This window comes from Neobacillus soli NBRC 102451, from assembly GCF_001591665.1.
Taxonomy (GTDB): Bacteria; Bacillota; Bacilli; order Bacillales; family Cytobacillaceae; genus Neobacillus; species Neobacillus soli.
This window is the reverse complement of the sequence record NZ_BCVI01000003.1, coordinates 36,801-51,211: the sequence shown is the minus strand read 5'-3', so window position 1 is coordinate 51,211 and position 14,411 is coordinate 36,801. Positions and strand designations below refer to the sequence as shown.

The following is a 14,411-nucleotide window of genomic DNA, read 5'->3' as shown; positions in this document are numbered from 1 at the left end:
AGTGTATGCCCGAGGGTTTTGTTGGTGAATTGTCTTAGATTAACTATCCCTTTTAAGATCCTTTTCTTAACGTAATAAGGTGGGATTCCGCGGGGGCTCCTAACCTCAAGGGCAGAGCAGTTGTTCCATACCCGTTACTAATTAACAGCACTGTGTTTTCTAATTTTTTTATTTTCCCTCTTTCATGCGGACTATACCCCAGTATATGTATTTGTCCGCCATGTGTATGCCCGCTTAATACCAAGCGAATTTCATGCTGGGAAAGAATTTTTCCCGTAATACTTGGATAGTGGCTAACTAATATTTTAAAGCTTTGCTTTTCTGCATCCAAAAGGGCCAAATCAAGGCGGTCGCGATCTTCATGCAGGGAATCTACCCCAAGTAAACAAACTTTATCCCCCTCCATTGACTCAAAGGTAACTGCTGTGTTAGCCAAAACTTTAATCCCTAAATCTAACAGGATTGCATCCAATTTATGATAATCTACCTCATAATCATTGTTTCCCCAAACAAAGTACACCGGACCAATTTGTTTTAATTTCAGCAAGTTTGCTTTAACTTTTTCAAACGGAACCCCCTTTTCTGTTAAATCGCCTCCGATGATAACGATATCTGCCTTCCCTTTCACTTGATTAATTATTGTATCTGATATATTTCGCTTATGAATATCCGAAATAAAGAAGATGGTAAGCTTTCCGAATGATGCCGGAAAGTCTGGAAAAGACATTTCATGTTCAACCACATTATTAAGAAACGCCTCTCGCAGCATATATAAAAGAAGGAGAATTCCCCCAATAATAAACAGAATAACGAACAAAATTCCCATTATCACTTTTCCCCTTTATTAAACTTAACATTCTATGGAAATCATACCATAAATAAGACTTAAACAAAAAAAAGACAGGAATAAAAAAAACCTCTCATACAATGTATGAGAAGGATATAAAATATTCTCAGATTCGTTTTATTAGTCCTCTTCGATACTTAAAATTCTGAATCCATGTTCTTCTAGCTTCTTCGTAAACTTATCAATATTGTCTTTCCTTTCAATCTTCATAACAATTCTTCGGACGAGTTTATCTGTTTCATCGAAAGTAACAAGAGAAATAATGTGCTCGTGAAAGTGATGGGCAATTTCAGAAAGGCGCGCAATACGTCCTTCGGTCTCAACAGAAGTAAAGGCAATTCTTACACCCGGACGATTTACACCAAAAGCACTTTCGAATGCGCTGATAACATCTGAACGTGTTACGGCCCCTAGAAAATTACGATTTTTGTCCACTACAGCCAATAGCGGAAAATCCTTTAAATCAAGCAGTGTCTTTTCAAATAATTCCCTGCCTTCTAAAAACTTATCTTGATGGGTTACAATATCTTTGACAAAAGTGGAAGATAAATATTCATCTTTTGGGTTTTCAGAGAGAAAGTAATTTTCATAAATGTTATATCTTGTGACAACACCTAAATACTTTTCCCCATTTAAAACAGGTAACCCATCAATTTGATGCAGTTCTAACCTCTCTAAAGCTTCCTTCAAAGTAACATCCGCCTGTGCTGTAAAACAGTCATGCTTTGCTATCATAATATTTTTTACGAACAAATCAATCACCCCAAAGTTATAATCCTACATTTATAGTATACTTCGACAAAACCGAGAAAAAACCCTTTAAATAGTAAAGATTTATGGCATTGATGAAGAAAAAATTCATATCATTAAATGATGTTAAATAAAGGGAGGGTAACAATGAATACACACCAAAAAACCTATCATCCGTATACGAGTCCATTTGACCCTTGCAAACCGATAGTAGAAAAAACCTATTCTACCCCGCCGCATTTATATATGGGTTTCCAACCGCCAAACCTTCCACAATTTTCTCCAATTGAAGCGCTCAAATGCGGCACATTATGGACGACATTTCATGATCCATATTACAACGCGTTGGAGAAAGCCGAAGGAGGATTGCCAACATGAAACAAGTACCTGCCGAATATTATCAATTAATGGAGCAGCTTCAAGCTGTTGATTTTGTTTTAGTCGAGCTAACTCTTTACTTGGATACACACAATGATGATCTTGAAGCCATCAATCAATTTAATCATTATGCAAAAGAACGTAAGCATTTGAAAAAGGCATTTGAAAGCCAATTCGGCCCGTTATTGCAATTCGGAAACAGTTACTCCGGATACCCTTGGAATTGGGATGATACACCATGGCCATGGCAAGTATAAAGGCGGAAACGCCGGCCAGTAATCGAAGATGAGAGGGAGGGAATTAGGGAAATGTGGATTTACGAAAAAAAATTACAATACCCTGTTCGAGTCAGCACCTGTAATCCGACTCTGGCAAAATATTTAATTGAACAATATGGCGGTGCTGACGGAGAGCTTGCAGCGGCACTCCGATATTTAAATCAACGATACACTATCCCTGATAAAGTAATCGGACTTCTTACAGATATTGGTACCGAAGAGTTTGCCCACCTTGAAATGATTGCTACAATGGTTTATAAATTAACGAAAGATGCCACTCCCGATCAGTTGAAAGCAGCGGGCTTAGGAGCACATTATGCAGACCACGACAGTGCCCTATTTTATCACAATGCTGCCGGTGTCCCCTTTACAGCAACATACATTCAAGCAAAAGGTGATCCTATTACTGATTTATATGAGGATATAGCAGCAGAAGAAAAAGCGCGAGCCACGTATCAATGGCTGATAAATTTAAGTGATGATACTGATTTAAATGATAGCCTGCGTTTTCTACGTGAACGAGAAATAATCCATTCACAGCGTTTCCGTGAAGCTGTTGAAATATTAAAAGACGATCGTGACAAGAAAAAGGTCTTTTAACTTTAATAGGAGGCAGCCTTAGCCTGCTTCTTATTTTTTTTCGTGATAAAGATTGATGTCGTACTTCTTTTTCATTACCTCAAAAACAATGTGGCGGTTCTGCCATTCCTCTTCTTTCTTCCATAAATCCTTACTTCGATCCACGATTTCACATCTTAATTCTTGGTATTCCTTTTCTTTTTTCTCCTTTTGTTGTTTTAAGACATTCATCGAACCAAAGCCTATTAACGTTATACCTAATAAAAGGACATTGACTGCATCATTTAGAGATGCAGAAAACATTGCCAAGAATGAATAGGAATAATCTTTAGCAATAATGAAATAGAAGTAAATTAGGAATGTGAAAGCAAACAGTAGCGTTGCCTGTATCGAAAAAAAATGCCATTTTTTCGTACTTTCGAATTTTTCCTTTCTCTTCCTCACATTTTCTAACATCTGCTTGGTTGCTTGATCCGTGTATTCTAGTAATAGGATTGGAGAATCCATTTTATCGCCCCCTTTTCTCCTACTATACTTATGAACTTGTCCTTCTGAATATGTTTTTACAACGAAAAAAACCGATTAAAAAATCGGCTAATTGTTAAAAGGTATCTTCAAAACTTGACCAACATTAATTTGGTCACCAGTTAGATTGTTGGTTTTCCTGATGATCTCCATGCCCCGTTGAGAGTGGTAATACTTATTTGAAAGCGAAAATAATGTCTCCTTAGGCTGAACAGTATGATATATAGTCTTATTTGTTTTTTGAGCTGTTTTGCTCTTTATGGTCTCCGCTGTTGGTGTGCTGTTTTTATCTGTTTCCCGTCCTTTACCGATGGATTCATATGAACTAGATGATTGAAAAATCCCACTGGAATTATTATCAGTTTCAGGCTGTTCTGCAGCAGAGTTAGTCTCTACGCTTTGTTTATCAGAGTCCTCCGTTTTATCAGAATTATTTTCATCTTCTCTATCTAATAGTTCAAGATTGATTGGTTCATATCCTTTTGTGTTTCCATCGTTTTTTTCTATCCCATTAATTTTTTTTACACCATCACGGTAGGAAATGGCACTAAAAATAATGATTGGAAGGAGGATAAAGCATAAGACTAATAATCGAATGACTGGATATTTTAGCTTCCATTTTGTTTTTTTCTTCTTTTGACGATGGATCTCTTCCCTCGGAGGTAAATGATCATTGACCTCGACTTTTTCATTAATTTTTTGAATTCGCTGCTTTAATCTTTCTGCTTGGTCCCTATAAGGTTCTTCTTTATTCATGGAGTCACCCCACCTTGTTCATCGTCATTATCTGTTGGTTGTCTAAATTTTATATATACACCTAATAAAAAATCAATAATAAAATGCATTGCAATTGTCACGGCTAAATTACCTGTCCATTCATAAATAATACCAATTAAAAAGCTAAGGAGCACAATATTTACAAATAAAAACCAATTAAAAAGGTATCGATAGTGGATAATCGCAAAAATAACGCTGGCAAGAATGAGACCCGCTTTTGTTTGAATGATCCCTCTAAACAATAATTCCTCACTAAACGCGACAAGCACTGCAATGAAGCAGATGTGAAGAATAGGTTTGTTTCTAAAAATCCGCTCATTCAATCCACCATCATCATAAAAGGATGATGGCAGCCATTTCATTAATATGATATCGACTAACACAACTGTAATACCGGCTGGAATACCAATAGAAATAATTCGAAAGTCATCCCATATAATTTTATTTAAGTAGGAGAAATGGTCAAATAATAGAAATCCCAAAATTAATGTTATGGCAAAAAGAATTATTTGTGTTAAATACAGGTGAAATAGCAATTCCTTATCCGTTAACCCCTTGATTAGTTCATTATAGTTTTTTTTCATTCCCTCAACTCACAATTGATTAATATTTTTGCAAGATATTCCTGCCAATTTTCTTCCGCTGTGTTTTTTACCGTTGAAACTTTACTTGTCGTTTGGTAATCGTCTAGTTGAAGCCCGCAAATGTCGCAGCAAGAAGGAGTCTGCTCCAGCATCTTTTCATCAAAATAATCAAAAATAAACGCTCGTCTGCAGAGAGTTGATTCGACCCATTTTTTCATTCGAAAAATATTAGTTTTCTTAAATAATAATCTTTCCTTAATAAAGTCGTTAATTATTTCTTGTAATCTTTCAGGATTTCTTGTTACTAGCGCTGGATTGCCAACAAATTCCTCCACAATCCTCCATTGAATATCTGTAAATCCTCCAAGGGTCATTAGCTCCTTATTGAGATTCATCCTTCCATCGGGCAAGGTGTGTTGCTGGTTCGCCTTTTTGAACAGCCAATCAATTTGCTGTTCTGAGGGAAGCTCACTTTCAGCAAGCTGGATTGGCAGCTGTTCATCCCCCGGTGAATACAATAATATCGCAATACTTGGCAAACCATCACGACCTGCCCTGCCGATTTCTTGGAGATAGGATTCTATTTGCATCGGCATATGATAGTGGATAATAAAACGGATATTTTCTTTATTTATTCCCATTCCAAATGCACTCGTTGCGCAGATTACATCTAATTGACCATGAATAAACTGTTGTTGGATTAAAATTCTTGAATTTTGGTCCATGCCTCCGTGATAGGCCATTGCTCGGCAAATTTGTTTATCCATTAATAATGACGCCATTTGTTCCGCAGATTTTTTACTTGAAAAATAAATAATACCCGGCTGCTCCAATCTTGTTACAAGCTCAATTACCCGATATTGTTTATTGCGGTAATCAGGCAGCTTTTCTACATAAAAACCGATATTTGGCCGGTCAATCGTTGAATCTATTTTTACTATTTTATCTAAATCAAGGGAACGAATGATGTCATCCCGCACTTTTCTTGTAGCTGTAGCGGTAAGTGCCAGCGTTAAGGGGTTTCCTAACTGCTTACGAATACCGCCTAATTTGGAATAATCCGGTCGAAAGTCATAGCCCCATTGGGAAATACAATGGGCTTCATCAACAACGAACAAAGAAATGTTCAGCTCTTGAAGATTTGTTAGAATAAAGTGAACACTTAACATTTCAGGTGATATAAAAATGAACTTATACTTACTTAAATTGCATAGAACCTTTTTTCTTTCCGCTACAGTAAGGAAAGAATTTAAAGCAATCACTCTTTTTTCACCAAATTTTTTAAATTGCTCAACTTGATCCTGCATTAGCGATAAGAGTGGAGAAATAATCAAAATTTGTCCCTTCAGCAGAAGCCCAGGGAGTTGGTAACACAATGATTTTCCCGTTCCAGTTGGAAGCATTGCCAATGTATGCCGGCCCGCAAGTATGGATGTGATCACATCCTTTTGTCCGGTTTTAAACGAATCATAACCAAAGTATTTTTTTAATTCACTTTCTAATTCCATTTCTTATCACCACTCTTCGCCAAGACTAACCTAATTTGGAAATAAGTTGCCGTTTTCAAGTTTTCCCTAATTAGTTTTAGTTGCCTGGTAGCTAATTGCCGCGAAATCCCTAAAATCTTTACTTGCAGCTCTTTATCTACATAGGCATCAATCGAGAACCCATTGATATTAAGGGCAAATTCAACAAGATGATCTTCAATGGTACTCAACTTTAAATGCCTCAGTTTTGCAATCATTTCAAGGGGATATCCCTCATTTAAAAATTCCCTTGTCCTTCTTGATGAGAGTGTTAAATCATCGGCAACGTTCACATCGCGGATAAGAAAGACTAAAATCCGAAACTGAGAAGGATTTTGCTTAATCTTTTGAATTAAATAATGAAGTATATTAAGAAAACCGATCTGGTAATCGTGAATATCCATATTAACCTTTTTTGCTGTTTGGAATGGAGTTAATCCAATTTGCTGATAACCAGTTAACCGGAACACCAAAAGTGATGGATTGATTCCTATTGCTTCTTTAAAGCATTCAATCAGCTCGGAATAAACAATATTCCCCATTTCCTTCCTTTGTCCATTGAAATCCCTTAAAAAGGATTTTAGCCATAAATGAACATCTTTATCTTTTTGGATTGGAATGTATTTTGCTTCCTCAAAAACAAAATTCGAAGCGACCTGGACTAATAGGCTCAGCCTTTCCCAAACTAATGAAGTAAATTGATAGTCCCAGCCATTTATATAATTAGGTAGTTTATTATTTTCTAATAGAGTCTTTCCAGAAGGTGTTAGCTGGTATCGCTGGTCACCACAAGTAACAATCCAGTTCTTCTCTACCATAGATTCCGTTATTTTATCGAAGGATTCTCTTGTTAAAGGTTCATAAATACCAAAAAATCTTTTCAAAGAAAATAAATGCGCATCTTGGAGGGTTTGTGAGGATTTTTTTCCATTCAAAAGGTGGAAGATAGAATAGATCGTTCGTTCATTATTTAATTGTTTTAAGCAATAGAGAATAATCAATTCTATTTGCAGCATTCAGGCCCCCCCTGCATCACTTTCATTATTTCGACAAAATATTCGTATTTTCTTTTTTCATTTTAACATGAAATGGAGATTCTTGTTGACAAAAGATGTGAAGGTTTAAAAAAATCAAATCAACAACCGTGGTTTTAAAAGCATTTTTCTATTGAAAAGTTGCCGATACAGTTTTACAATAGATATGAGTAATGCGTTTCCATTTTTATAGTGGAGAATGAGTTAGAATAATTTTCGTTATTTTACTGGGAGGTTTTTTTTCATGGCAAAGTACACAATTGTAGACAAAGAAACATGTATCGCTTGTGGTGCATGTGGCGCAGCTGCACCAGATATTTATGATTATGACGATGAAGGCATTGCATTTGTAACTCTTGACGATAATGAAGGAATCGTTGAAATTCCAGATGTATTAATCGATGACATGATGGATGCATTTGAAGGCTGTCCTACCGATTCAATTAAGGTAGCTGATGAGTCTTTCGATGGTAATCCAACTAAATTCGAATAATCCGTTTTGTAATAAGTAATTGTTAAGCTACTAGCCCTTGCCTTTTTTGGTAAGGGTTTTTCATTTTTTTATCAAAAAAGCAACAGGAGATTCCCTGTTGCTTTACTTATTAAGCACTTTTTATTGTTGTATATTTATTAATCCATGCCTGCATCCGGGTGAACAGTAACATAAAAACGAAAGACATAACAACGCCTTTAATGATATTGAAAGGCAGGATTCCAGGTACCACATAGTTACGCAGATCAGGATAATGCAAGAGGGCCGTATAGGCAGGGAGTATAAAAAAGTAATTTAATACACTCATTATAACCGCCATTGTGCTTGTGCCAAGTATTAACGCAAGTGTCATGCCCTTTCTCGTCTTTATTTTATTGTATACATAATACGTCGGCAAGATAAACAGAATACCCGCCAGAAAATTAGCAATATGACCTACTGGAATCCCTGTTTGACTCCCAGTCGCAATATAATTTAGAACATTTTTGAAAAACTCAACTAATATTCCTGCAATCGGTCCAAAGAGTAACGCTGCAATCAATGCGGGGATATCGCTGAAATCGATTAATAAGAAACCTTGGAATGGCGGTAATGGAAAGTTTAAAAGCATTAAAAGATAGGCGATACTGCTCAGCATTCCAATTGAAACATATGCCTTTACCCTCGTGTTCTTTGTATTCTTGGTGTTCTTCATTTTCCTCTCTCCTTTTTTGATCCATCAAGTTAGGAAGAGAGGTTCAGCAAACAGACGAACCATGTAAACAAAACTCCCCCAAGAAATTTACTTGAGGGAGTTCACAAAGGCACGCTTAATAAACGTTCATTAAATCGAGATTTTTTGAACGTCTGCAGAACCTCCATCTTCTCCCATCCAGACTATACTGTCGGCTTTGGAATCACACCAAATCCTGCCTTAAAAAAGGCTCGCGGGCTTAAGAGTTAAGACTCATTACCGCCGATCGGGAATTTCACCCTGCCCCGAAGATAGATCGATATTAAATTACAACTTTATTATACTTGAAAAAGATCTGTTTGTTAAGTGTAATGATTCTATTCTGCATTTTTTGTAATTTCCTTTTCAAATTAGCGCCCATACAAAACCCGCAGACGCTTGGTCCACGGGTAATAAGCACTTATTGAACAATTAAAATTTGTTTGGGTTTAATAAGATCCGTTGGCAGATGATTAATTTCTTTAATTCTAGTTACCGAAATATTTTTTTTCTTTGAAATGGAGTACAAGGTGTCACCTTTTTTAACGGTGTATTGGTTTTTTAATTCCTTTGTTTCGTCCACATTTTGTGGATGAAAATGCGAACTTGCTTCTAGAACCTCGTTTACAATTCCTGCGACTCCACCTTCTACAGCTTCGCCCACACTGGTACCTCCCAGCAGCTTTTCCGGGTCCATTGCATATTTTTTATCATATCTCCACTCTATTTGGTGGGTTTCAAAATGGAGATGGGTACCGGTGGCTTGTCCTGTTCTCCCCATTCTCCCTATTACATCTCCCTGCTTTACCGTTTGACCTTCTGCAACTGTTCGCTTGTTTAAATGGGCGTAGACGGTGACAAAATTACTTGGATGTTTTATGAACACTACATTACCGTATGTATTAGAAAAATAAGATTTCACCACTATGCCATTATCTACTGCAAGAATAGCGGTGTTCGATTTTCCCGCAATATCGATGCCTTTATGTTTTCCATGCCTCGTTCCATATGTATCAGAAATGACGCCGTCTGATGGCCAAATCCAGTGCGTCTCTCCCTTCATTCCTTTTGTATCAGGCATACTCGCTGCTTCCGAATGTTTTCCTCCTAAAAATAATAAACTGACACATAGCGCCATAATTAGGGCGATTAATACCCTTTTTATGTAGTCTCGCATTTTTACTTTCCTCCTTAATTCTTGTCCTCTCATCCACACCATATGTTCATTTCCTTACGTTTAGAACCTATCGTATTTGAGGAACGGACAGAGCATACTTGTTATAATTTGGAGACTTCCGGAATTTTATTCAAAAAAAATCAACCTTTATGGGGTTGATGGAAAATATTTATTGGATTGTACGCAGGTTTGGAGCTCGCGGTACCTTGTTCTCTTTTGATAAATCAAATGGACCAATGTTTGTTAAAGATGAATTCTTAATGAAGACCTTTTCTAAACCGAAATCTTTAGCCGTTAACAACAATGCCTCGTATGAAGATAATGTATGTTGATCATTTTTCAGGTTCGCATTATCCTTTATTGTTACATAAAGTGTTTTCCCTGCAATGGATACATTATGGATTGGCAGCGTTGACCCGAGAGAACTTTTTAAACCTAATTCGGGTTGATCGGTCTTCATTGCCTCTAAAGCAGTTTTAATATTGTTATAACTATCTAATGATGGTGTTATGAACGGTTGATTGCTGCTATCTGGATAGTAAAAGAAAAAGGCGTGATTTTTTTCCCGAATAATTTCAATCTCATTCTTCTTTCCATAGTTACCCAGTTCAATTCCCGGGACACCATCTGTTAAAAACCTGATCTTTTTAATTTTGCTATTGGATGAAATATCCTTATTTAGTACATTAATAAGGGATGTTTCCATGGCTGACCCTTGTCCGTACGGATGGTCCTTAGGAACGTCAACTGTGATGCTATTATTATTTTTCATTTTTATAGCTAGCTTCATCTTTAGTTTGAGCGGGTAGAAGTCACTTAATCCCCAGTCCTCTTCCTTTAAGTTCGCCATATTTTCATTAAATAAAGTTAGCCATGATTTATCTTTCATACCTGTTACGACGATTGAGACCGGTATGAGGATTTGAGCTTGCGGATCGGGAATCCAATAGGTTAACACGGTTCCTTCCCCTGCTTCCTCTTCATAAAGCGCTGTTTTTATGCTATTCGTACTCATCAGCTCTGCTTTTTTAGCTGTTCCTGAAAATTCCCTGTTCGTTGAGGATGCATTATCTTTATCAAGAGCAATCGTTGAATCAATTTTATTGTCAGCAAGGCTCATATCCTTGTTCATCGTTGATTTTTCCTCTTGTGCCTGATCATATGAGAAATTTGATCCATTCATTAATTTAGGAACTAAGATGAAAAAAAGGAGTACTGCTGCTGCAGCTGCTAAACCAGGTAACAGCCATGACTTCATTTTGCGCTTTTTAAGAGAAAGATTTTGGTAAATGTCACGAGGATCGCGATGATCTTGTATTTTGGGCATTTGCATTAATAGTTCTTCGATCTCTCTATCGCTCCACTCCGACTTTTTCACTAATAAATTCCTCCTTTTCATAAAACATTTCCATCTGCTTCTTCAAAACCTTTAAGGAACGGTGCTGTGTTGTTTTAACCTTACTTTCTGTCCATCCCAACGCCTGGGCAGTTTCTGCAATCGATAAATCCTGTAAATAGCGTAATATAACCACTGCTCGTTGATCGATTGTGCAAAATTCAAGACATTTGTAAACCCATTTGATTTCTTCTTTTTGAACGGTAATCTCTTCTGGTATTGGATACTCATCCATAACTTGATTTGTTGACCAATCAAATTTCTCCAGTAATCTTTCCTTCCAGCCCTTTTGTTTGCGGAAAAAGTCGATGGCAACATTTCTTGCAATGGAAAACAGCCATGTTTTCTCACTGCTTTTTCCTTCAAAACGATGATACGATTTAAATACCCTTATATAGACTTCTTGGACAAGATCCTCGGCATGTTCTTTGTTTCTGACCATATAAAATAAAAATTGAAAAACGTCATGATGATATTTTTGATATAACTCATCGAAAACGGAGTCCATCCATTCCCCTCCCCGTTCATAAATATTAGTCGGTTTCTATGTATAAAAGGTTACACTTTATAAATATAGACCTTTTTCTGACAAAAAGGAAGGGATTTAATGGAAGGGATCTCAAGTATTACTACATATAGAACAATAGGAAAAGACCCATCCACATTGCGGATGGGCATATAAAACCTTCTAGCTCAGCGCTAAGGCGCTTCCACTTTGAAATGTTCCCCGTGAATCAAGAACAATCGGCAAAATACATGTTCATTTTCCTATTTTCGAGGCAGCAGGAAGGAAAATGTCGTTCCTTGACCTATTTTACTCTGAACAGAAATATGTCCCCGATGTGCATCAATAATATTTTTTACAATTGCTAGTCCAAGTCCCGTCCCAGCTCTGCCTCTTGTTCGGGCTTTATCCGCCTTATAAAAGCGTTCAAAAACGAAAGGTAAATCTTCTTCAGGAATACCGGAGCCTGAATCCTTTACTTCAATCAAAATGCCTTTGTCTTCTGAAGTCACACTTAACTTAACAACACCGCCTTTTGGCGTATGCCTAATGCCGTTATCAATTAAGTTGGTAAGGACTTGTTCGATTCTATCAGGATCAAAGGAAATAGATGTCAACCCATTCTCAATTTCTGCATACAATTGAATGTCATTATCCTTAGCTAAACCTTGAAACTTATGGATAATTCTATTAATAAATGATGATAGATTTTCATCCTCCATGGTTAATTGAAGATGCCCTGCTTCCATTCGGGCAAGGTCAAGGAGCTCATTGACAAGCCTTCCCATTCGCAATGATTCATCATAAATGACCTTTGCCATTTCCTTTTTCTCTTCTTGTGACTCTGCAATATCATCAACAATCGCCTCGCTATAGCCCTGCAACATCGAAATAGGCGTTCTTAGTTCATGTGAAACATTGGCAATAAAGTCTTTTCTCATTTTATCTAATTGTCTTTCTTCAGTCATATCCCTTAAAACGGCGACTGCTCCACGGATAAATTGGTTACTATATAGCGGGCTAACTAGGATAACCCAATGACGTCCTTGGAGTGAAATTTCCCCAATTTGTTCTTTTTCTGTATCAACAGCTTGCTGAAAAAGGTCCATTACCTGTGAAGGAATTGCCTCAGAATCAGAACTAACATCATCCTTTTCATAATACCAATACTGAAGAAAACGGTCTGCAGGAGGATTGGTAATCAGAATCGTTCCATCCCGATTAAAGGTGATCACACCGTCGGCCATACTACTTAAGATACTAGCAAGCTGCTCTTTTTCCTGGCTGAGTGCGTTCATATTAAATTTTAATTGCCTGCCCATCTGATTAAAAGCAGTTGCTAACTCTCCAATTTCATCATGAGTTAGGATGGGGACTTTCGTATCGAATTTTCCCCTGGCAACTTCAAACGCTGCCTCCCTCATCTTTCTTAATGGCGCTGTAATTCTCGTTGACAAAAAGAAGGCAAAAATCGTCGTTAAGATAATGGCGACACCAGCAACAAGTAAGATAAATTTTGTTGTTGAATGGGATGTCTTTTGCATAACTTCCAAAGATTGATAAATAAAAACGGCACCATTTTTTTCACCAGGAAGATGTAATGGTACACCAATAATCGAATAGTTGGCATTTTTACCAATGCTTTTGGATGTGAGGTTCAAAACCTTCTCAACGGATGTATTTTTATGAAATACTTGTGATAATTCTTGATCATGTTTAATTTCGTTTATTGATAATTCCTTTGAGTTCTCCGTGTTAGGAGAGTAATAGATTTCCTGATCATTTTTAACGATAACCACTTTGGTGACATCATCAATAATTTCCCAAGATATTTCTAAACCAAGTGGTAATTTATCATTCGGATGCTCTTCCAAAACGTGAGCAATTTTTTCTGCTGTATTGGTTAATTCATTTTTCGTTTCACGAATGTTGTTATTTTGGAAAAACTCTAGAAGCATGACTGTTAAGATAAACAGCACAAATGATACTAATAGAAGGATGGTTACCCAAAGTTTTCCTACTACACTTCGTAAAAAGGTCATTCATTAATTACCTCAAATTTATAGCCTACTCCCCAAACAGTTACAATCATTCTTGCAGCCTGCTCAGACACCTTGTTTAATTTTTCACGGAGTCGCTTTACATGCGTATCAACTGTCCGCAAATCACCGAAAAATTCATAATGCCAAACTTCTTTTAGCAACTGTTCACGATCGAAAACCTTATCAGGGGCTTTTGCTAAGAAGTAAAGCAATTCATATTCCTTTGGTGTTAAGCTAACTTCTTTTCCATCAGCAGAAACTCTATGTGCATCATTGTCAATCGTTAAATGTGGAAAAACAATGACATCCTTCGTTGTCGTTTCCGTTTGCAGATAACTTGTTTGCGATGATCTTCTTAATAGTGCCTTAACACGCAGAACAACCTCACGCGGGCTAAATGGTTTAACAATATAGTCATCTGTACCCACTTCAAAGCCCTGAACGCGATTGATTTCTTCGCCTTTCGCCGTCAGCATGATTATAGGAGTTGCCTTTTTCTCCCTTAGTTCACGACAAACCTCAATGCCATCCTTGCCAGGCATCATTAAGTCGAGCAAAATGACATCATAATCATTAGCAAACGCTTTTGTTAAAGCCTCATTTCCATCCTCAGCTTCATCAATACTATATTCTTCACGCTCTAAATACATTTTTAATAAACGACGAATTCTTTCTTCATCATCTACCACTAAAATTTTCACGTCTTTTTCCATTATTAATCCCCCCATGGAGTTAATTGTACAAAATGGTATCGTTTTTTGCTATGTTTTAGCGATAATTACTCCTATAAAAAGTGTCAATAATTTGA

Annotated in this window: 17 protein-coding genes and 1 riboswitch; of the genes, 4 read left to right on the top strand and 13 right to left on the bottom strand. The window is 36.9% G+C overall.

Annotated features, from left to right (window positions below):
- Window positions 1-52: 52 nt before the first annotated feature.
- A complete protein-coding gene (locus BSO02S_RS00770) occupies window positions 53-826 on the bottom strand; it encodes a metallophosphoesterase (RefSeq protein WP_066060907.1) in 774 nt (257 codons plus the stop codon).
- A 141-nt stretch (window positions 827-967) separates the two neighbouring features.
- A complete protein-coding gene (locus BSO02S_RS00765) occupies window positions 968-1,600 on the bottom strand; it encodes a CBS domain-containing protein (protein ID WP_066060904.1) in 633 nt (210 codons plus the stop codon).
- A gap of 144 nt (window positions 1,601-1,744) precedes the next feature.
- Between BSO02S_RS00765 and BSO02S_RS00760 the strand changes: the two genes are divergently transcribed.
- Genes BSO02S_RS00760 through cotJC form a run of 3 tightly spaced genes read left to right on the top strand, consistent with a single transcriptional unit; the run spans window position 1,745 to window position 2,853 of the window.
- Window positions 1,745-1,975, top strand: coding sequence for a spore coat associated protein CotJA (locus BSO02S_RS00760; protein ID WP_066060902.1), 231 nt, complete (start codon window positions 1,745-1,747; stop codon window positions 1,973-1,975).
- Entirely contained in the window at window positions 1,972-2,232 is a 261-nt protein-coding gene (locus BSO02S_RS00755) for a spore coat protein CotJB (protein WP_066060900.1), read from the top strand. Before BSO02S_RS00760 ends, BSO02S_RS00755 begins: the two co-directional genes overlap by 4 nt.
- Before the next feature lie 51 nt (window positions 2,233-2,283).
- Window positions 2,284-2,853: a spore coat protein CotJC gene (gene cotJC, locus BSO02S_RS00750; RefSeq protein WP_066060897.1), complete on the top strand. Its 570-nt coding sequence runs from the start codon at window positions 2,284-2,286 to the stop codon at window positions 2,851-2,853.
- A gap of 30 nt (window positions 2,854-2,883) precedes the next feature.
- Here the strand turns inward: cotJC and BSO02S_RS00745 are convergent, their stop codons facing one another.
- The 5 genes from BSO02S_RS00745 to BSO02S_RS00725 form a co-directional block, all read right to left on the bottom strand.
- A complete protein-coding gene (locus tag BSO02S_RS00745; RefSeq protein ID WP_066060894.1) occupies window positions 2,884-3,339 on the bottom strand; it encodes a DUF2663 family protein in 456 nt (151 codons plus the stop codon).
- A gap of 87 nt (window positions 3,340-3,426) precedes the next feature.
- Window positions 3,427-4,113 carry a LysM peptidoglycan-binding domain-containing protein gene (locus tag BSO02S_RS00740; RefSeq protein ID WP_066060891.1) on the bottom strand — a complete coding sequence of 229 codons (687 nt, stop codon included), beginning with the start codon at window positions 4,111-4,113 and terminating at the stop codon, window positions 3,427-3,429.
- Window positions 4,110-4,718 (bottom strand): CPBP family intramembrane glutamic endopeptidase, encoded by a 609-nt coding sequence (locus BSO02S_RS00735; RefSeq protein WP_066060888.1) that lies wholly within the window; start codon window positions 4,716-4,718, stop codon window positions 4,110-4,112. The genes BSO02S_RS00740 and BSO02S_RS00735 overlap by 4 nt, the downstream gene beginning before the upstream one ends.
- Complete coding sequence (locus tag BSO02S_RS00730; RefSeq protein WP_066060885.1) at window positions 4,715-6,226, bottom strand: RecQ family ATP-dependent DNA helicase; 1,512 nt, start codon at window positions 6,224-6,226, stop codon at window positions 4,715-4,717. Before BSO02S_RS00730 ends, BSO02S_RS00735 begins: the two co-directional genes overlap by 4 nt.
- Window positions 6,217-7,260, bottom strand: coding sequence for a YpbB family protein (locus BSO02S_RS00725; RefSeq protein WP_066060882.1), 1,044 nt, complete (start codon window positions 7,258-7,260; stop codon window positions 6,217-6,219). Before BSO02S_RS00725 ends, BSO02S_RS00730 begins: the two co-directional genes overlap by 10 nt.
- Window positions 7,261-7,522: 262 nt before the next feature.
- Here BSO02S_RS00725 and BSO02S_RS00720 point away from each other — a divergent pair, with 262 nt between their 5' ends.
- Window positions 7,523-7,771 (top strand): ferredoxin, encoded by a 249-nt coding sequence (locus BSO02S_RS00720; protein WP_066060880.1) that lies wholly within the window; start codon window positions 7,523-7,525, stop codon window positions 7,769-7,771.
- Window positions 7,772-7,880: 109 nt separating this feature from the next.
- Here BSO02S_RS00720 and BSO02S_RS00715 read toward each other — a convergent pair whose 3' ends face one another.
- The 6 genes from BSO02S_RS00715 to BSO02S_RS00690 all read right to left on the bottom strand — a co-directional run bounded on the left by BSO02S_RS00715 (window position 7,881) and on the right by BSO02S_RS00690 (window position 14,316).
- Window positions 7,881-8,465 (bottom strand): ECF transporter S component, encoded by a 585-nt coding sequence (locus tag BSO02S_RS00715; protein WP_066060877.1) that lies wholly within the window; start codon window positions 8,463-8,465, stop codon window positions 7,881-7,883.
- Window positions 8,466-8,626: 161 nt separating this feature from the next.
- Window positions 8,627-8,761, bottom strand: a riboswitch (FMN riboswitch).
- A gap of 143 nt (window positions 8,762-8,904) precedes the next feature.
- Window positions 8,905-9,660, bottom strand: coding sequence for a peptidoglycan DD-metalloendopeptidase family protein (locus BSO02S_RS00710; protein ID WP_066060874.1), 756 nt, complete (start codon window positions 9,658-9,660; stop codon window positions 8,905-8,907).
- Window positions 9,661-9,829: 169 nt separating this feature from the next.
- On the bottom strand, window positions 9,830-11,038 hold the full coding sequence (locus BSO02S_RS00705; protein WP_066060870.1) for an RsiX family anti-sigma factor: 1,209 nt from the start codon (window positions 11,036-11,038) through the stop codon (window positions 9,830-9,832).
- Window positions 11,013-11,564 carry an RNA polymerase sigma factor SigX gene (gene sigX / locus BSO02S_RS00700; RefSeq protein ID WP_066060867.1) on the bottom strand — a complete coding sequence of 184 codons (552 nt, stop codon included), beginning with the start codon at window positions 11,562-11,564 and terminating at the stop codon, window positions 11,013-11,015. The genes BSO02S_RS00705 and sigX overlap by 26 nt, the downstream gene beginning before the upstream one ends.
- Window positions 11,565-11,824: 260 nt before the next feature.
- Window positions 11,825-13,603, bottom strand: coding sequence for an ATP-binding protein (locus BSO02S_RS00695; protein WP_066060865.1), 1,779 nt, complete (start codon window positions 13,601-13,603; stop codon window positions 11,825-11,827).
- Window positions 13,600-14,316, bottom strand: coding sequence for a response regulator transcription factor (locus BSO02S_RS00690; protein WP_066060861.1), 717 nt, complete (start codon window positions 14,314-14,316; stop codon window positions 13,600-13,602). The genes BSO02S_RS00695 and BSO02S_RS00690 overlap by 4 nt, the downstream gene beginning before the upstream one ends.
- Window positions 14,317-14,411 lie beyond the last annotated feature (95 nt).